Source organism: Parablautia muri, from assembly GCF_009917485.1.
Classification (GTDB): Bacteria; Bacillota; Clostridia; order Lachnospirales; family Lachnospiraceae; genus Suilimivivens; species Suilimivivens muri.
In genome coordinates this window covers 1-18,253 of the sequence record NZ_QZDT01000065.1, presented here as the reverse complement: position 1 = coordinate 18,253, position 18,253 = coordinate 1, and the positions used below count along the sequence as shown (strand labels likewise).

Here is an 18,253-nt window from a genome sequence, read left to right as displayed (position 1 = left end):
GAATACTTCTGACTTTTGTCTTCTTAAACATAAAAAGACCTCCCTATAGATTATTTGGTGATACTGCATCAGCAGTTCTCCAAGAATAACTATAAGGAGATTTATAGTGAAATCAAATATGTGTGCTGCCACAATATGTTGTGGTGGCTCTGAAGGTGGAAAATACCATTTCCGGGTGGCTCTGAAGCGGGAAACTGGTGGCTCCCAAGGGGGATAATATTCAGTGAGTCATTTTATGCATCATTTTTAGTAAGCATAAAATGTATACATTTTATATGGTATAAAACGTATACAATTATCTCTTATCCATTTCACATCCGCTGCATTCACTTGCAGATATGCAGTTTTTATCCTTCATATCTCCCTAAAACGTCAATACCGCAGCACATCACTTGTACCTGACAGCACATATGCAACAGGCACCCCCAAAAGGAGTGCCTGCTATACTCTCACTGTATTTTATCATTCAGATTTTTGGGGCAAAAGAACACCGGAACAGAAAGTTCACCCTCCCCCATATAAAATTACCCCCTTTCTCCCACATAGAGCGGTGCATGGTTGATGATTATAACTATCATGATTTAATTGAACTTATTAAGCTTGTTATCCACAAGCCACTGAATATCATCTTCATATATGGTTTTGTATTTTAATGCAAATCTCATATCTGACGGGTCGGTTCCATTGGTCGTATATGCAAAATTGATTTTGTACCGCCATTCTCCCGGATATACGGCTAATTCTGTGTCTATGTCAACGGCATCTTGTATCTCTGCTCCTTCTTTATAAAAAGAATAGGCAACTTTGCCCGATGGGTCATATACTTCAAAACTTACAAAGGAATCCGGTGTCCATATGTGACCAGTTCCGTCTATAAGATTTTTTAAAATGATTGAAATATCTATCGTATTATCATGATTTACATAAAAGCTGACTCCTCCCCCTCCTGTTACTGTGGGCATAACCCGCTCGGAAAAAGAAGCACCCGTATTTACGATATAACCGTTTTGAATATCCGCTTTCGTTTGCTCATAAGTTCTGTAAGAATCATACATCTGAGCAGACAATGGGGAATCATCGGTAATTTGTTCCTCCTCATTTTCAGCAGAAGGAATATCTGTATCAGATGAAAATTCCCATATAAATGGGTCAATGAGCTTTGCGGTTACAGATGTTTTTTCAGCCGATGTTTGATTTGTGCTTAACCGCACATACCAAGTGCCAGGATACACAACATCTGTCACCATAATCATTCCATTCCCATAAAGATATTCTTCATTTCCTGATATAAACCCATCTTGAGTAAAGGTATATGTTCGTACTACTTCGCCATTTGGGTCGATTACTTCAAGCGTTCTATGGCTATCCCCATCGGCGATTGCATTTAACTGAATTTTAACATCATCTTCTGTGATGCTAATTGCAACCTCCTTAGTTGTTGTCTGTTCACCTTGTGTAAAACCGATAATTTCAGCCGAATTTGTACGCAAAGAAACAGTGTCCGTTTTGACATTAGGCTTTGTCTGATTATGCTTATTAGCTATATATGCTCCCGAAACGGTAAATCCACAAACAAGCATAACCGTAAGCAGAAAGGATATAAAAATCCCCCATTTGGTTTTTTTCTTAAAATTCATAATCGCATTCAACCTTTCTTTTAATTGTTCTGCTCCCTCCGTTAAAGTGACGGAAGCCAAAGAACTTTTGTAGAGATTATTTGACCTCATAAAAGAAATTAGCGTGTCCCCATACTCACGTTTCGCTTTATCATCAAGTACGGATATGATTTTTTCGTCACATGACAACTCACAAGATTTATTCACCTCTTTTTCCAACAAATATACAAAGGGATTGAACCAATGAGCGCATACAACAATCTGTATCAGCCATTTGTAAAACATATCTCTCTGCTTGTAGTGAATCAGTTCATGCACAAAGATATAAAACAACTCTTTATCTTCCATATCGCCAACGGGTAAAACAATTCTTGGACGAAAGAAACTAATCATCATAGGTGAAGCTATCAGCGGATTATAAGACAATTCCACTCTTGTTTTGATATTCAGTTTTTCTTCACAATCAGATAACAGATTTAAAAGTTTAATATCTGATACCTCCACATTACCTGCTTTGATGTACTGAATAAAACTTTGGTAAATCGTTATCTTACGGACAAATAGAACCAGTGCCAATGTTGACCAAATAAAGAACAGGCAAACATATATATTAAATGGCTCACGCATGGCAACAGCGGTTATATCCCGGCTTGTTTGTATCGGTTCTGTTTCATTGTTATTCGTATTTACCCACACTGGTACATCGGGATTTGTAGGGATTTCATTTGTTATCACTGTTGTGTCGGACTTTTCAAACAAACTTCCGACAATCGTGGTATCGGGAGTAAAAGGAAGCAGAAACCGCAACGCAACAATTATCCAAATATAATATTGCCAACGTTTACTAAATTTAGTTTTATATAACGGCTTCAATCCTAAAATGAGAAGTAATAACAGTGTGCCGGAAACAGACAGTGATAATAATACTTTCATAAACTCATTCATTTTCTTTTCTCCAAAATGTTTCAATCTCTTTCAATTCATCTGCCGAAAGAATATCCTGCCGCAATAATGTTGATACTAAGTTTTTTACATTCCCGCCATAAACTTTATCAAGAAAGCTGTGTGTCTGCATGGTTTGATATTCTGCTTCCGTTACTGCAGCCACATACTCATTCTTTCTGCCGATTTTTTTGACTTTCAAAAACTTTTTTTCTCCTAATCGGGATAGCAATGTGAGTACGGTATTGTTCTTCCATTCGTTTTTGTCCTTTTCCAATTCCTCCATGATAACGGAGTATAAAGCTGCTCCTCCATTCTTCCAAATAATTTTCATAAGTACCAATTCGGATTCAGAAATTTGCTGTGCCATTTTATCCTCCTTTTATCTTAACATTTTGTGGGTATGTAAATATATTAACACTCCGTGGGTGATAATACAATACCCTAAAGAAAATTTAAGAATTTATAAAAAGACATAAAATCTTCCAATACAGCCAGCCCTTTCCTTCATCGGCGGCAGTGCCGACATATTCTTTTCCGTCATACAATAATACCGTTTCATCATATCCTTACAGAGCCGCAGGGTATTCCTGCTCCGGATGTTGCCTGTGTGCATCATTCTCCAATCCTCCAACTGATGGTACTATGTCAAGAAAAAGTACAAGTTAAACGTGGACTTTTTGCAAAATCAATGGAATTCTATCCCACAGTTTTCTGTAGTCATGTCTTCCAGATCATCCAATCCGGTTAACATTTCTTCACGGAACTCCTGGATCCGTTCCATGATGTCTTCCAGCAGATCATATAAATCTTCTTTCTCCTGGAGCAGTGTCTCCACGTTTTGGGGCTTCATCCCTTAAACTACTTTAGTCAGCCGCAGCTCCCCGTCCTCATCGTTCATGGTCCATATGCCGTCCTCGGTGAAATACACCTCAATCCCCATCCGTTTCAATAATCTCGTCTGCTGGAGGGTGTCCACGGTGTTCCTTGCGAACCTCGACACCTCCCTCGTCACGATCAGATCGAAATGGCCGTCCTTGGCATCCTCCATCATCCGCACGAAATTTTTACGCTTGGATATGGAGGTGCCTGTGATTCCCTCATCGATATATCAGCGGTACAATACCCAGTCCGGGTGCCTGTCAATCAGGTCATCATAATACTGCACCTGGTTCTCCAGCGCAGAAAGCTGTGCCTCATGCTCCGTTGAAACCCTTGCATATATCGCAACTTTCCGTATACGCATCTGCATCCGCTCCTTTCTTTTTTGGTAGTCTATCAATCACTCTAAAAGGCCATAAAGTCAAGTAATTTGGCCGTTTTCTTCCTATATTCCATGCAGTTATTGGACTTTGATTTGTTACGCAATCTCATCCTTGTATTTAGCCTCAAATGTAGTAAGCTAGAGTTTTCTCTTTCTTCAGATTCCACCTCACGGTAGACACCCTTGGCTCCGGCTGTATCCTTCCCACTGTCAGGCGGATTGGAGACTTTCACCCGTTAGGACATGTACCCGCCGGGCACGTGCCGCGATGCTGCTAATTTCCTTACGTGCCCGAGTGCAAAAAAAAGCTCCCACATCAAGCTACTTTGACATGAGAGACTCTTATTATTTATTGATTGTACCATTTCATCAAATGATACTTTGGCACATCATCCACAAATCCGACTGATTGATATAACCGATATCCGTCCTTCGTGGATTTCAGTTCCACAAGGCTCAGATTTTTCTCTACCGCCTCTGACAGAAGTTTTTCCATAATCTGTCTCGCATATCCTTTGTGGCGGTAAACCGGTCTGGTATACACATTCAACACCGTGCCTGTTTTGCCAGTAATAAACGCAGGACTCATCGGCTTTTCCACGACCAGCAAAAAAGTGCAGGCGGCGATTTCTTCCTGTTCCCTTACAAAATAGCAAAATATATTCTGATTCAGGTTTCTCATGAAATAACGCGGTAATTCCCGTTTAATAATTTCGATATCGTCCCCGCTTAATTTCCCATGTTCTTCGTCCAAATAAGCCAGCCTTAATTCTGTCAGGGAAGCGATATCTGCTGTTTTAGCATATTCAACCATTACTGAAACCCTCCTCTTTTACATAAAAATTTTCAGAAGCTCCCAAAATTCTTCCACCTCTTTCAATATTTCCTCGTGAGGAAGAATGGTAGCTTCCTCAATGCTGATACCTGTTTTTTACAGATAATACTATTGTATTACACTTTGTTGCTTTTCCCAAGCGTTACGGCAGAATTGGAACTGTTTTTACAGAATCAGAAAAAACCGTTCTCCCCTATTCGCTGTCCATCATCAGCATAATACTAATACAAAACTCCCCGTTTTTTTCATCAATCGCTATATTCCCTGAATATTTCTCCACAACCCTGCGAATGTTTATGAGTCCATAACCATGCCCGTCTGCTCTTTTTGTGGCAACCGGAAGTTCATTTTCCGTATTCCACTGCAAGTCCCCGGTAAAGCTGTTACAAATCTCTATCATATACGCATTATTCCTGTGGTACGAATGGACGAGTATACAGAATGCGTCACCATTTGTATTTTCCGATGGAAAATGTTTTACATTTTCCATTGCGTCCTGCAGGGCATTGTTCAGAATCACACTGATGTCAAAGACATTGTTCCAGGAGCCCTTGGGATAACGAAAATCGGAACGGAAACGGATATTCCTTTTTTCAGCCTCCTTCTTTTGCATCTGTAAAATGACATCGGTCACAGGATTTCCGCTTTTTATCTCCCCTGTCATTTCAGAAAGGAGATTCTTTAATTCCGCATCATATACCTTTGCCTCCTCCATCTTCCCTCCGATATAAGGCCCCTCCAGCATCGCCAAAAGCAGCACGACCACAGTCACCGCCACTGACAGGATAATCTTTGCTGAACACAGCAGCCTTTTTAAGTCAGCCCTCAGATAAGAACAGAATTTTTTCATGGCAGTATTTCCTCTGCCGTCTGCGCATCTATAATCATCTGCATTTTCTTACCGCCCTTTTCACTTCCGCTCAGAATCCACGCAGGCTTGACATCATAAACCCCCATGCCGGAGGACAGGTCTACATAGTAATACAACTGTGCCTTTACAATTTCATAGGCGCTATCGCCAAGTACCTGATTAAACTTATCCGCTGCGGTTTTCACAACCATGTCCATGTCCGCCAGTGATACGCCCCCGTTTTCCTCTGAAACCGCAAACACCTTTTCTATCTCAAAATACTCAATCCCCTCTGCTGACACTACCGCCTGTACCGGGGCATGGATTTCCCCCGCATCTCCAAGTACCTTGTTGTACACATGGTAAAACGGCAGCCCCCTGTAAATCTGGTCAATATAGAAGTAATAGCAGTCATCCGCCTCTGACCACTGCGCTTTATACTGCGACTTGTCAATATTGCCGTTCATATCCTCATAATATTCCTGTGTCTGCATTGTTGCATAATCCAAAGCATATCCTGTATAATCTGTCTCCATATTGATATCCAGCGCCTGCAGGATTTTTTGTACTGTTCCAAAGGCCTCCTCGCGGGTCATGAAGGATAACTGTTCTGACCTGGAATATAAATCCGCATTATACCGGTTATCCTCAAATGTCACAAATGTGTTGCGGACAGCCGGCATCAGATCCCTTTCCATGTACTCCAATTTACTGGACACTGGACCAAATGAAAGCGTTGTTTCTTCCGGACTTACATAAGTCACTGAATGTGCCATCTTCCCATATTCGTCTTCTTCTTCATAATCGTATGTATCATAGGCGGCAATATCACTGAAAAACAGCTCGAACGCTTTCTCCTGATTCACCTTCTGTATCTGCGCCTTTGCTGTCACCACAGAGCCTTCTGTCAAGTCGCCATTTACAACAATATCCATATTAAACGTAACATTTCCTATTGTCTCACTGAAATTTTCCGGAAACGTAATTCTCTGCCCTTCTCCCAATTCCACCCCCTGTTCCCCGTCCGATTCCGTTTCTATTTTCGTTGTTTCAGCCGAGCTTACACCAGACTCTGTTTTCTGTTCCTGTTTTACAGAAGCAGGCTCCGTATTAGATTCCAGCTCTGTTTTCCCACAGCCGTACAGGCACAATGAAAGAACTGTACAGGCGAATGCTCTGTAAAGCACCCTCTTTTTTTGATTTTGTTTCCAAATTTTGTCCCTCATTTCTTCAATCCTCTCTTTACTCTTTTTGTTCCGGCAAAATTGACGGTAATCCTTATTATCACTGTTTTTACCTTCTTTTCAATACATCCTGCACGAAACGACATGATCCATCACTTTTTGAAACAGTTTTCCCCAAAAACATCAAAAAAACGTCTTTTCATACTTTCTTTCTATTCTTTTTTATCTGATTTAAGTATAATAAAGCAAAAAACAGTTTTGAAATGGAGGTTACTATGCGTATAGCAGTCTGTGATGATGATGCCCTGATGCGGGAGCAGATTCAAAAATATATCAAAGCCTATTTTGAGAAAACCTGTGTGAAATGTCCTGAAATCGTCTGCTTTTCCAATGGGGAATCCCTGCTTTCGGACAAAGAGGAGAAAGACATTCTTTTCCTTGATATCGAAATGCCGGGAATCAATGGGATTTATGTAGGGAATGAACTAAAAAGACAGAATGAAAATATCATTATCTTTGTCGTGACCTCTTATGCCGAATATCTGGACGATGCCATGCGTTTCCATGTGTTCCGCTACCTGTCAAAGCCTTTGGACATTCACCGGTTTTTCCGAAATATGAAAGAAGCTGTCAGCCTGTACAATACCATAACCATCAAAGTCCCAATCGAAACAAAGCAGGGCATACACACACTCCCGGCATCTGCTGTCATCATGGTAGAGGCTTTCGGGCGAAAAGTCATCGTGCATTCCACTATGCGTGATTTTGATTCCGTCCACAATATGCAGTACTGGCTGGAATTGCTGCCCCAAAACTGTTTTTTCCAGACACACCGCAGCTTCATTGTGAACTTCGAGCATATCGTAGATTTTGACCATACCCTGATCCATATGACTGGAGGACAATTTCGCGCCTACCTGACAAAAAGAAAATATAACGCGTTTAAAGAAGCCTATCTTCTTTACTTGGAAAGTTCACGTTAAGAGTGTGAAGATAATTTCTAAGCCTGCAAAGTACGCAGACTAAGAAATTCTAAAACTTCACACGGCAAATTTGTGCAAGGGCACAAATTCGCAAGAATTAGGAGGAATTTGATGATTACACTAATCTGTTATTTTTTCAGCTTTTTGGTGGAGGCAATTATTCTTTGGCAGTACACTTCCACACTCTTTGTGCCAAAACACCGGGTACGGACAAGGCTTTTTTTTCTGTGCGCCCTTTACCTGATCCTGTTTGCTATATCCATGCTTGGGCACACATGGCTGAATGCACTTCTGTACCTTGCTGCCAATTTCATTTTTCTGATTACCATGTATTATCTCAAATGGCACATGGCTCTCTTTCATGCTGCTGTACTGACTGCCGTCATGTCCATGTGCGAGCTGGCTGTGTACAGTATCATCGGACGTTTTGCACCGCATTTTTTTACAGAAGCCGCCCGTTCCCACAATATTATCCTTTTCGTTGTCTTTAGCAAAATGATATTTTTTACCGTTATTTATACTTTAATCCATTTTTTACGGGAACATAAGGACGTAAGCCAAAGGCATGACAAATACGCACTGCTGCTTGTGTTTATCCCTCTGACCTCCGTTTTTGTCATGCTGATTTTTGTGGCAGTGGGCGATGCCTGCACCCTTTCACCCACGCTGGTCTTGATGATTACTCTAAGCGCTGTCTTTTTGCTGTTCACCAACCTGCTTGTGTTCGGAATCAACCAGTACAACCTGAAAAAGAATATGGAATTTACCGAAATGCAGCTGCTCCTCCAAAAAGAGGCAAATGCAGCCGAATACTATGCAATGCTGCTCGCCCAAAACGAAAACCAGAGTATCTTAATCCACGATATGAAAAAGCACCTCCAGTCCATTGCCATATTGAGTGACAAGAAGGAAAACGATAAAATCGCCGCCTATATCGGACAACTGATGCTTTCCTCCGACCTGAAAGAATCCGCCCGTCTGTGTGACCACGAAATGCTCAACGCCATTCTGTGCCGGTACAAACGCAGGTGTGAGGGCAGCCAGATTTCATTCCATGCGGACATCCGACATGGAACGATTGACTTTATCGCGGATAACGACCTTACTTCCCTGTTCTGCAACCTGTTGGACAATGCGGTTGAAGCCGCCTGCGGCATTCCTGATGCCTTTATCGAAGTCAATACTACCCGGAAAGCCAACACGCCCCTGAGCGTAATATCCATCGTAAATTCCTGCAGGAGAAACCCCTTTGCGGGTTCGCAGGGGAACCTTTCCACCACGAAACCCGACAAACGCAGGCACGGTTTTGGGATAAAAAGCATCCGGAAAACTGTCGGCAGCTATCACGGGGATATGCAGATGTACTATAACGAAGATACGCTGACGTTTCACATGGTTATCACCTTAAAGCAACAGAACTAGAACCACAGCTTTTTAGCCGCTCTGTACAAGTTCCTGATACCGCCTTTTCCGTTTTGCCTTTTCTTCATCCTCGGCTTTCATTTTTGCCGCTGTCTTTCTTGCGAAAACTAAAAGCAGAGCACACCTTCCGGCTCCCACAAGGGCAACCCAAAAGCAGTACAGGATGCAATTCGTTTCCCATGCGAATGCTTTTTTCGCATTGAGCATAACTTCCTCGCGGGCAGTTCTTTTTACTTTTTATACCGGCATTTCATTTTCGTATTTCGCTGTGAGGGAACGAAACCCTATTTATCTTTCCAAGTGATTTCTGTTATCATGCCGCCCGGCCTGCCTGCGGAAATAGCAGACCGCCGCATATGGTGGCGAGCCATAGTGCGGCGGTTAGCTTTTGTGTATTTTCCTTATAAACATCTGTTCTCACATACACTGCTGACTATGTGATGAATTTCCCGCATATGGGAACAGTGGGTCTGCCAGCCGGAAACCGAAGCTCTCCCTGTCTACCATCCCCACCACTTTTTCGCTGTCGTACAGTCCAAGCAGGAATCCAGCTGCCTGCTTGCCCGTGTGGTAAGTTCCGAAGGACTTGTCATAGTCATATTCACTGACATTGTTAGCCACCATTCCAAACTCTGTCTTTGTTGCCGCAGGTGCCAGCACCTTTGCTTTCATTTTCGCTCCCGCTTCTTCCAGTTTCCGTGCCGGCCCTTCCGTAAACGTACTTACATAAAACTTCGCCGCACAATATGTCACTGCTCTGGGAACAATAGTGCAGCCCTCGCATGAGGATATATTGATAAGCTGTGTTCCTTCTACATCCTTGTAAGCACGGACATAAAGCGAGGAAAGAATGGTCAGCGCCTCTATATTCAGGTTCAGCATCATACTGATCTTATTCAAGTCCTGATCCGCCACGCTGTCATAATTACCAACCCCTGCATTACTGATCCATGTTTCAATCTCATAATCTCTCAATCCTTCATAAAACCGGTATACTTTTTTCCGGTATAGATAAGTCCACGCTTCTGATAACAATATCCAAATCCGGGTATATCCCTAAAATCTCCCGTTTCAATATTTCCATATTATTTTTTCGCCTTGCTGCTATGATCAGATTTTTACCCCGCTCCGCAAATGCCTTTGCTGTTTCGTACCCAATGCCTGAACTCGCCCCTGTTATGACCGTATATTTTCCTGTTCTCTGAACCATTTGAAAATTCTCCTTCGATTTGATATAATCCAACCATACAATATAGAGTGAACTCTATGGCGCTCTTTTTCAAAAACTGTTCAACATCCAGATTTTTCGGACATGAAAATCCGGAGAGCAGTCTATCAAACGCAGCCTCTCCGACTTCAGGATCATCTCCCTAAATCTCATCAATTCCCACAACTCATCTTCGCCTGTTCCTTGCCGGACATGACAAAATTTTTCGTGATACTTGAAGTAGCCATGATGAACACCTTCTTTGTTAGTGTGGTTTTTTCGTTGCAATTCATACTGACACCAGGTCAAGAGGGATTGGATGGAAAGGCTATGACACAGCCCTTCCGCAGGAGCCACTCGAAGCGGTCTTCATAAACCCTCACCCCGGACACATATTTATCCACTTTGCCATTTTTTCTCTCCTTTCCCCGCCGGCTATTCTATTGCCACATAAAAGCAGGAAGAACATTTCTGCTCCTCCTGCTTTTGTATCGTCACTTTCATTTCTATGTTTTATTCAGTTTGTATTCCACTTCCCCCCTGGGCGTAAATCTCGGTTTGCAATTCACGGTTAAAAATAACTTCTGCCAAAATTCCCAAAGAGCAGACTGCACTTGGGGGCTTGAAGATCCCCCTCTGAAAGAAAGTCCTCATCTGTACCCTGTCTGTTGCGGAGTACTGTCAAGCCCTCCGGCCTGGAGACGGTTTGATTATCCATCTCTGACCTAGCACGCATTCTATGACTTCAAACGGACTCCTGAGTATTTTCCGCAACCGCCTCTGCCGCCATCTGTTTTTTCACCTTTTTCTTTTTTCTTATGCTTCTAATAAGCAATACTACTACCACAATCAGTGCTGCCACGGCAGGGATAATATAAATCAGATAGTCCGCAAAATTTTTCTCATGAATGCAGATGGCAAGCTCTACATTATTTCCCTGTGCGTTGAGCAAGTAGTAAACACCCAGAAGTCCGGTATCCGTCTGTACCCATTCGCCGCCCTGCTTCACATGAATGCTGACACCTTCTGTCTGTCCCTGCGGCGCCTGGTAACGAATCTGATGCGCCTCGCTGCCGTCCTCCGGAATGCTTATCCGCCAATGCTCCACAACTTCTAACGGCATATCCTCTGCAATGTCTAACGCCGTTACCTCTATACTTTCCTCCTGCCTGAACATACCGTCTGCCAGAAGAACGGACTGTGCGCCTGGCCGCGTCTGCTCTGATCCAAGCGTTGTCAGATAGCGTACATACTCTACCGTAACATCCTCATCATATGTAACATTTCTTAATTCCTTAATATCCCAGTCTGCATAAAATCCCTGTTTCGTTGGTATTTCCGGATACTGGCTTTCCGCCACAGTGCCACCATAAGGACATTCTACCGTCTTCACTTCTTCCTCGTCCGCATAGAATGTTATCGTCATCATCCGAAATTTATCCGGCAGCCCTTCTATCTCCAACATATCTTTATAGCTAACTGGCTCTGCCCTGCCGCTGTAACTGATACGGTCGATACCCGCAATTTCATCCGACACGAAGTAATTATGCTCGACAATACCGCCTTTGTCAGTCTCTCCCGCAATCGCCCCGAAGAAAGCCGCTGCGTCTTTCATCCGCACGATTGCACAGCAGTTGCTGATACTCGATCCATACCCTGCAATGCCCGCTACATACTCGTCCCCAGATACGCTGCACTTCGCATAACTGTTTGTAATATAAGAACGGGATTCTCCCGTAATGCCACCGACATAGCTTCCCGAACTGCTTGTAATCTTTCCATAGTTCTCACACCATAGAATCGTTCCCATCTCCTGCAGCCCGGAGATACCGCCCGCATAGCTTTTCTGCGCCGTAATTTTGCCGGAATTAATATTGCTTCGCAGGACGCACTTTGTCAAAAATGTGGAATTGAGTTTGGCATCCTCTATTCCCGTTACGTCACTTTCCAAATCGAAATCATATTCGATTGCCATCGTTCCTACAATACCAGACACATTAATATCCGCACGTACTTCTCCGCTGTTTTTGCAATCGGCAATCGTTGCCTCCGTACTTGTCTCCGCATCTTCCTGCGAATTGTCCTCATAAATATGGGAATAATCCATATCCAGTACACCGTCAATCGCATCCGTATAGAGCCGCATAATCGTACTGAACTGGTCGTTTAGATCTTCCATGTCACTCAACAGCACGTCATTTGAGGAAGACATCTCATCATTCAGATAGCCCATATTCTCTGAAAGGCCCTTCAAATTCGAGGTCAGGCTGTTCGTCTTGGAGCGGTATTCTTCTCCGAGCTGCGGCATACTAATATCCGGCATATCACTTAGGGAACTGAAAATATTCTTTGCCTCGTTCCCTGCATTTTCCAGATTCCCCGCAGCACCCTTCGTATAGCCGACAGCGTCCTTTAACTCGCTTGCTACATTCTCCGTCAACTCGCTTTCGCACGCGAGCGCTATATCGGACATGGTCTGCAGATTGTCGCGCATATCAGATGAATAGCTTGCGCCATGTACGTTTCTATACTGTTTCTCTGCATAATCGGAAGCACCTTCTGCAATTTGTTCCGCATTTTCCGACATTAAATCGGCAGTCTTATCCAGTACCGCCTGGTCATCTGCCCTTCGCGAATCATCAGAGGATGGAAATTCATCTAATATCTCTCCCGAAGTAACATCACAATGTACCCACTCATCTACATAAATAAACTGCGCAAAATCATCAGGGTCGGTCACATTGATTAAGCTTTCATCCACAATGCCGTTCACCTTCGGCCTTAAATCATCCACATAACTGTCCTGAAACTGACGCGCTATATTAACATAAAAATTATAATACCCTTTCATAGCATTATCATAGTATCCTGCCTGTTCCTTACTTCCATTCTCAATCGCCGACTTTGCGCTGTCATAACGCTGCTGTTCTTCCGGCGACATATACTGATAAATATCGAGCGCCTCCACCGTATCTTCCAGTTCTCCCGCCGCTTCCCGTACATTCCCTGCAGCGTCTCTTGCCTGATCCAGCACTCCGTTTTCCTTTGCTGTCTCATCCATGACGAAATCCAGACGGTTAATGGCATCGTTAACGGAGCCGACCATCCCATCCGTCCACTCTATGCTCTTGTCCGCCAGAAATGACGTATCATCCAAAGCTTTGCCGGCAAAATCCTGTATGATAGAAATCCTTCCGGAAATCGTATCGGACTCAGCGCCCGCATCATCCAGCATAATACTCGTCAAATCATGCATCTTATCTATATTTTCCGAAAGCTGATATGCAATATCCTTTGTCAAATCTATGGCAATATAAGGCTCCGTCTGCCCCGCAATGCCGCCGACATCCTTACGCCCGTAAACAGTACCGCTGTTTTCGCAGGCATACACATATCCCGACTGCCGCCCTACGATGCCGCCCATATTATAACCTACATGCTCATATCCTACCGTTCCTTTGTTGGCACAAAACTGTATGATACCGGTAGAAAGCCCTGCAATACCTCCTGAATCAATCGTATTGTTGTTAATGGATTCCTTTTTCTCATCCGCACTGCCCTCTCCAGACTCCAATAACCCGGAAGTATACTGTTCAATGTTAATATCCTCCAACGATCTGACCCTATCGGCATTAGAAGTATTGACGTCCGACTCATTGACGCATCCTACAATATTTCCCATATTATCGCCGACAATACCGCCTGTATAATGCGCGCCCATCACCGTACCGCTGCACGCACAATCTATCAGAATACCGCTAAGTTCATTAAATCCCACAACGCCGCCGACATAGTCGTTTCCCTCAACAATGCCTTCAAAACGGCAATCCAGCAAAATACCGCTGTTATTACCGACAATCCCTCCCACTACAATCTGCTTACCTGAAGGACGCACAACGCCATTTACCTTCAGATTCGCAATGACTGCCGTCTTCTGCGTATAGCAGAACAATCCCGTATAAGAAACGGAATCTCTTATGCTAAGCCCTTTTATCGTATGTCCCTGTCCATCAAAATATCCGCCGAACGTAGGAATTGATACAAAATCACTGCCCGTCAAATCCAAATCTTCCTGCAGATATACTTTCTTATTCTGCGACCAGGTATCCAGCCAGCAGTTCCTGGAAAATTTCTTTAAATCATCCACAGAATCTATGTATATTGTTTCCCATTCGGTTTCTTCGTCATCATAAGAATCCAAAGTCTCATTCGCATCTTCTACCGTGATGACTTCTTCTTCCACCGTATTTTCATTCTCCTCGGCGTGCACACTCATAACAGACATAAACGCAAGTACAGCCGCCAATAACAAGGAAGTTACTCTTTTCTTACACATATTCCTTCACCTCCCCATTTTCTATCTGATCTGCCATCTCTCCCGACAGCTTTTCATATTCCTCTTTTGTAATCTCCGTCACATCCCCGGCTTCTACATAAGCGCTGACATTACCTTTGATAATCGCGTTCATGCTGCCCGTTACCATACCGTCAATCTTACCGCGTACCAGACCGTCTACTTTCATAAGACCCGTAACATTTTTCGTACGAATCGGCATGTTCATAACAAATGCTGTCTTCTCGATAATCTTATCACCCACTAACAGAATCTGCGGCAATACGAACATTGTAATGAAAATAGAAATCAAAGTACCCCGTCCCAGACATTTTCCGATACCGAAAATCGCTACATCGGAAGTCATTTTTCCGATCAGGATACCCGCTACGGCAAGCATTGTTCCGGAGGTAACGATAGTCGGGAAAGAAAGATTCATCGTATCGATAATCGACTGCTTTCTTCCCATCGTTTTACGCAAATCCGTATAGCGGCTGGCAATAACGATAGCATAGTCAATATTAGCGCCCATTTGAATGGAGCTGACAATCAAATACCCTAAGAAAAATAAATTATCATGCTGCAGTGTAGGTACTGAGAAGTTAATCCAGATGCTTCCCTGGATAACCGCAATCAAAAGCACCGGCATGCCTGCCGATTTAAACGTAAATAACAATACCACCAATACAACCAGAATAGATACCACATTTACCACCATGTTATCCCTTGAAAAAGTCTTTTGCAAATCATACTGGCTGACCGATTCTCCGCAGACAAGCACCGTGCCATCGTAATATTTCCCTGCTATATCATGCATTTTATCCAAGAAAGCAAATGTCTCCTCGCTTTCTTCGGGAAGCGTCAGATACACAAGCATACGACTGTAATTTTCTCCCTGCAGCTGATTCTTGGCGAAATTCATCTGCCGGTAAGCATCGTCTAGTGTTTCCTGCAAATCACTCTCCAATGTCACAAAACCTTCTTCTACCTCATCATACACAAACATAAACATATCAATCAGCGGAACTTGATAATCGGGCAAACCGTTTACCACCTTCGCATAATCTTCATCATTGACCGCATATGCGGTATAAATCAGTTCTGCCACCTCATAGTCCAAATCAATTAACTCCGAAAACTGTCTGGGCGTCAGCTTATCCGTCAGGTGATAACCGTCCATTGCCTCAATATTGGCAAGTCCCATCGTATAATCCACTTCCGGGCACATATCCAAATCACGAAGCATTGCTTTCTCACTGTCATAATTTCCCGCAGGCACAATCAAGGCTACCATATTGGAACTGCCAAAGTTTGTCTCCTGCATTTCTTCCGCCTTCTGCACCCGGTTCTGGAGTGGCGGCGTTACTGTGCTGTAACCGAACACATACGGGCAATTCTTCGAAATCATATACCCGATAACAATCGCCACAAGGAAAAGCGGCGCAACAATATATCGGGAAAAATAAGCATATTTCCCGACAAACGGTATATCGGGAATAAAGTTTTTGTGTTTTGTCTTATCCATCAAATTGGAAAATAACATAATGACACCCGGCATTAGCAAAAAAACCGCACAAAGACTTAACAAAATCGCTTTAATCAACACAACACCAAGATCTGGTCCCATTTTGTACTGCATAAAAGTCATGGCTATCAGACCACCGATTGTCGTAAGGGAGCTTCCCGCAATCTCCGGAATCGCTTTACTAAGTGCAATAATAATGGCTTCCCTCGCCTCCAGTGAAACATGCTCCTCTTTATATCTGTTTAGCAAAATAACCGCATAGTCAACCGATAACGCCAACTGCAAAACAATCGTAACTGAATTGGACACAAAAGAAATCGTTCCTAAAAAGAAATTTGTTCCCATCTGGATAACTGCCGCCGACAAAAACGTAATCAATAATACCGGAATCTCCGCATATGCCTGCGTTGTTAACAGCAATACCGACACAACGATAACAGCTACCAGCACGGAAATGGTATTCATCTCCTGCCCGATCAACTCCGCCTGCGTATTTCCAAGACTTGTCGTCAAATAATAATCATAGTCTGCAAATAACTCCTTAACTCTGTCAAGAGCAACCAGACAGGCATCATCTATCTCGTCAAAATCAAATGTAATATTATAAAAAGCGGAACCATTCGTATAATGTTCTTCCGTATCATTAAAATCAACCGAAAAAACGCCTTCTATCTTCTCTAAGCGCTCATAAACATTCTCTGCCTGCTCATAGGATACATTGGCAAGCATAACGTTACAGGTTCCGTATGTAATAAATTCCTCCTCCATCAAATCAAGTCCCTGCCTTGTTTCCGTTGTTCCCGGCAGATAATATGACATAGAGTTTTCCACCCCTACCCAGTTTCTCGATATGGCAGAAAAAATAATCAGAAGACCAAAGAGCAGGAAGAAAAGATTTCTCTTATCCACAATAAACCCGCATATCTTTACCATCGCCTGATTACCGTTTTTCTTCGTATTTAGTCCCTTATCCATTGTATAAGCGCCTCCTAGATTCTCTATCTATTGACAAATTATAACATTTGGTTAAATACCTGGCAATCCCCAAAACGCTATGCAGTCTTTCATTACTTTGTACATTTTCGCATAAAAGCAACGGTCCATTCTGTATAAATTAAACAAAAATCCTGTTTGGTGAAAATTCTTTGTTCCAGTTTTAATGTTCCTGAAATAGCCAATTTTGTGCTATATCAACAGGTGTTCCATAATAATTGTTTTCGCCATATACGATTTTATCCATTTATGCTTTAGCAGTTATAGTCTGCAGACATATAAAAACCGCCTTTTTCCACAATTACTCATAACATGTCAGCGTATGCTTCTGTGCAAGCAGCTCCGTGTTGCCCTGCATCCTTGATGCCCCCTCACCTTCCTTCCCACGAAAAAAGGAGTCGATTAAGGCTCCCTCAAAAAATGCATAAAAAAAGACACCTGCTGTTTATGGCAAGTGCCTATGTACGCTCAAACTTACTAAATATATTTTTTATAATTTGATCTCCAGAACTGTCCACTCTGTTTCCGTTTCCTCATCATCCAAAATACGCCGCCTGCATTTGGGGTTGGGGCATTTGATCACTTCCATATGCCACCGCCTCCCCGCACTGATATGTAGCAGGTCTGCTATTGCTTTTTCATTCCCCTTGCTTACACTCCCCTGTTTCCCTGCAAACGGGAAAACTCTTATTTGAAAGGAGCTGCCAGATTCCCTGACTGCTATTTTCTATACGCATCATAATACCTCCCTCGTTATATAGTCAAACCCAACTGTGCGCCTTTGCCTTCTTCCTGTACTTTCACAGGCCGGCTTGTTCCCGCCTTTATCTGTTCCATCAGTTTTTCCTCAACTTCTGCCTTTGCCAGTTTCTTCTCCTTTATGGCTTCCTCCTCTTTCTTTTTCCCACATTTTTCCGCTATCTGCTTCTGTACCTTTTCCTTATAGACTGTGCTAGGATTCTCCATTGTGTCCTTGCTCCTGTCCACCATCCGGTAAGATACTTTTGAGATGGTCAAGTTTTTTGTAACACTTACAAGGAAAAGTTTTGACATAATCATGCCTGCATTCTCTTTTCAAATGGTGTCATATATCCATTTG

The 18,253-nt window shown here is 43.0% G+C and carries 15 protein-coding genes and 1 pseudogene; 2 read left to right on the top strand and 14 right to left on the bottom strand.

The annotated features are described in order from the left end of the window. Positions 1 to 581: 581 nt before the first annotated feature. The 8 genes and pseudogenes from D5281_RS21615 to D5281_RS21580 all read right to left on the bottom strand — a co-directional run bounded on the left by D5281_RS21615 (position 582) and on the right by D5281_RS21580 (position 6,733). The gene (locus D5281_RS21615; protein WP_160562064.1) at positions 582 to 2,561 is read right to left on the bottom strand and encodes a M56 family metallopeptidase; all 1,980 of its coding nucleotides are present in this window, start codon (positions 2,559 to 2,561) and stop codon (positions 582 to 584) included. Continuing rightward, positions 2,554 to 2,928, bottom strand: coding sequence for a BlaI/MecI/CopY family transcriptional regulator (locus tag D5281_RS21610; protein WP_160562063.1), 375 nt, complete (start codon positions 2,926 to 2,928; stop codon positions 2,554 to 2,556). Before D5281_RS21610 ends, D5281_RS21615 begins: the two co-directional genes overlap by 8 nt. A 93-nt stretch (positions 2,929 to 3,021) precedes the next feature. Beyond that, positions 3,022 to 3,177: a hypothetical protein gene (locus tag D5281_RS21605; RefSeq protein WP_160562062.1), complete on the bottom strand. Its 156-nt coding sequence runs from the start codon at positions 3,175 to 3,177 to the stop codon at positions 3,022 to 3,024. A gap of 69 nt (positions 3,178 to 3,246) precedes the next feature. After that, on the bottom strand, positions 3,247 to 3,396 hold the full coding sequence (locus D5281_RS21600) for a hypothetical protein (RefSeq protein WP_160562061.1): 150 nt from the start codon (positions 3,394 to 3,396) through the stop codon (positions 3,247 to 3,249). A gap of 30 nt (positions 3,397 to 3,426) precedes the next feature. Further along, positions 3,427 to 3,804: pseudogene (locus D5281_RS27030) on the bottom strand (recombinase family protein); the annotation flags it as partial. A 367-nt stretch (positions 3,805 to 4,171) separates the two neighbouring features. Next, the gene (locus tag D5281_RS21590) at positions 4,172 to 4,636 is read right to left on the bottom strand and encodes a GNAT family N-acetyltransferase (protein ID WP_160562060.1); all 465 of its coding nucleotides are present in this window, start codon (positions 4,634 to 4,636) and stop codon (positions 4,172 to 4,174) included. 214 nt (positions 4,637 to 4,850) lie between these two features. Beyond that, on the bottom strand, positions 4,851 to 5,507 hold the full coding sequence (locus D5281_RS21585; RefSeq protein WP_160562059.1) for an ATP-binding protein: 657 nt from the start codon (positions 5,505 to 5,507) through the stop codon (positions 4,851 to 4,853). Further along, the gene (locus D5281_RS21580; RefSeq protein WP_160562058.1) at positions 5,504 to 6,733 is read right to left on the bottom strand and encodes a hypothetical protein; all 1,230 of its coding nucleotides are present in this window, start codon (positions 6,731 to 6,733) and stop codon (positions 5,504 to 5,506) included. The genes D5281_RS21585 and D5281_RS21580 overlap by 4 nt, the downstream gene beginning before the upstream one ends. 233 nt (positions 6,734 to 6,966) lie before the next feature. On the opposite strand from D5281_RS21580, the gene D5281_RS21575 reads away from it, so the two are divergent. Further along, the gene (locus D5281_RS21575) at positions 6,967 to 7,674 is read left to right on the top strand and encodes a LytR/AlgR family response regulator transcription factor (RefSeq protein WP_160562057.1); all 708 of its coding nucleotides are present in this window, start codon (positions 6,967 to 6,969) and stop codon (positions 7,672 to 7,674) included. Positions 7,675 to 7,785: 111 nt separating this feature from the next. Next, positions 7,786 to 9,096, top strand: a complete 1,311-nt coding sequence (locus tag D5281_RS21570; RefSeq protein WP_160562056.1) for a GHKL domain-containing protein — start codon at positions 7,786 to 7,788, stop codon at positions 9,094 to 9,096. Between the two features lie 12 nt (positions 9,097 to 9,108). Here D5281_RS21570 and D5281_RS21565 read toward each other — a convergent pair whose 3' ends face one another. The 6 genes from D5281_RS21565 to D5281_RS21545 all read right to left on the bottom strand — a co-directional run bounded on the left by D5281_RS21565 (position 9,109) and on the right by D5281_RS21545 (position 18,207). Beyond that, positions 9,109 to 9,303, bottom strand: coding sequence for a hypothetical protein (locus D5281_RS21565; protein ID WP_160562055.1), 195 nt, complete (start codon positions 9,301 to 9,303; stop codon positions 9,109 to 9,111). 210 nt (positions 9,304 to 9,513) lie between these two features. After that, positions 9,514 to 10,071: an SDR family NAD(P)-dependent oxidoreductase gene (locus D5281_RS21560; protein WP_330585221.1), complete on the bottom strand. Its 558-nt coding sequence runs from the start codon at positions 10,069 to 10,071 to the stop codon at positions 9,514 to 9,516. A gap of 4 nt (positions 10,072 to 10,075) precedes the next feature. Further along, on the bottom strand, positions 10,076 to 10,306 hold the full coding sequence (locus tag D5281_RS26715) for an SDR family NAD(P)-dependent oxidoreductase (RefSeq protein WP_330585220.1): 231 nt from the start codon (positions 10,304 to 10,306) through the stop codon (positions 10,076 to 10,078). A gap of 742 nt (positions 10,307 to 11,048) precedes the next feature. After that, positions 11,049 to 14,639 (bottom strand): hypothetical protein, encoded by a 3,591-nt coding sequence (locus tag D5281_RS21555; protein WP_160562054.1) that lies wholly within the window; start codon positions 14,637 to 14,639, stop codon positions 11,049 to 11,051. Next, the gene (locus D5281_RS21550; RefSeq protein ID WP_160562053.1) at positions 14,632 to 17,136 is read right to left on the bottom strand and encodes an MMPL family transporter; all 2,505 of its coding nucleotides are present in this window, start codon (positions 17,134 to 17,136) and stop codon (positions 14,632 to 14,634) included. The genes D5281_RS21555 and D5281_RS21550 overlap by 8 nt, the downstream gene beginning before the upstream one ends. Before the next feature lie 771 nt (positions 17,137 to 17,907). After that, positions 17,908 to 18,207, bottom strand: a complete 300-nt coding sequence (locus D5281_RS21545) for a hypothetical protein (RefSeq protein ID WP_277935528.1) — start codon at positions 18,205 to 18,207, stop codon at positions 17,908 to 17,910. Between the last annotated feature and the right edge of the window lie 46 nt (positions 18,208 to 18,253).

Excerpts from the sequence above, each read along its gene's own strand:
- D5281_RS21605 (WP_160562062.1), bottom strand. The coding sequence starts at position 3,177 with ATGATGCACACAGGCAACATCCGGAGCAGGAATACCCTGCGGCTCTGT.
- D5281_RS21590 (WP_160562060.1), bottom strand. The coding sequence starts at position 4,636 with ATGGTTGAATATGCTAAAACAGCAGATATCGCTTCCCTGACAGAATTA.
- D5281_RS21550 (WP_160562053.1), bottom strand. The coding sequence starts at position 17,136 with ATGGATAAGGGACTAAATACGAAGAAAAACGGTAATCAGGCGATGGTA.
- D5281_RS21610 (WP_160562063.1), bottom strand. The coding sequence starts at position 2,928 with ATGGCACAGCAAATTTCTGAATCCGAATTGGTACTTATGAAAATTATT.
- D5281_RS21555 (WP_160562054.1), bottom strand. The coding sequence starts at position 14,639 with ATGTGTAAGAAAAGAGTAACTTCCTTGTTATTGGCGGCTGTACTTGCG.
- D5281_RS21615 (WP_160562064.1), bottom strand. The coding sequence starts at position 2,561 with ATGAATGAGTTTATGAAAGTATTATTATCACTGTCTGTTTCCGGCACA.
- D5281_RS21545 (WP_277935528.1), bottom strand. The coding sequence starts at position 18,207 with ATGTCAAAACTTTTCCTTGTAAGTGTTACAAAAAACTTGACCATCTCA.
- D5281_RS21570 (WP_160562056.1), top strand. The coding sequence starts at position 7,786 with ATGATTACACTAATCTGTTATTTTTTCAGCTTTTTGGTGGAGGCAATT.
- D5281_RS21565 (WP_160562055.1), bottom strand. The coding sequence starts at position 9,303 with ATGCTCAATGCGAAAAAAGCATTCGCATGGGAAACGAATTGCATCCTG.
- D5281_RS26715 (WP_330585220.1), bottom strand. The coding sequence starts at position 10,306 with ATGGTTCAGAGAACAGGAAAATATACGGTCATAACAGGGGCGAGTTCA.
- D5281_RS21585 (WP_160562059.1), bottom strand. The coding sequence starts at position 5,507 with ATGAAAAAATTCTGTTCTTATCTGAGGGCTGACTTAAAAAGGCTGCTG.
- D5281_RS21580 (WP_160562058.1), bottom strand. The coding sequence starts at position 6,733 with ATGAGGGACAAAATTTGGAAACAAAATCAAAAAAAGAGGGTGCTTTAC.
- D5281_RS21575 (WP_160562057.1), top strand. The coding sequence starts at position 6,967 with ATGCGTATAGCAGTCTGTGATGATGATGCCCTGATGCGGGAGCAGATT.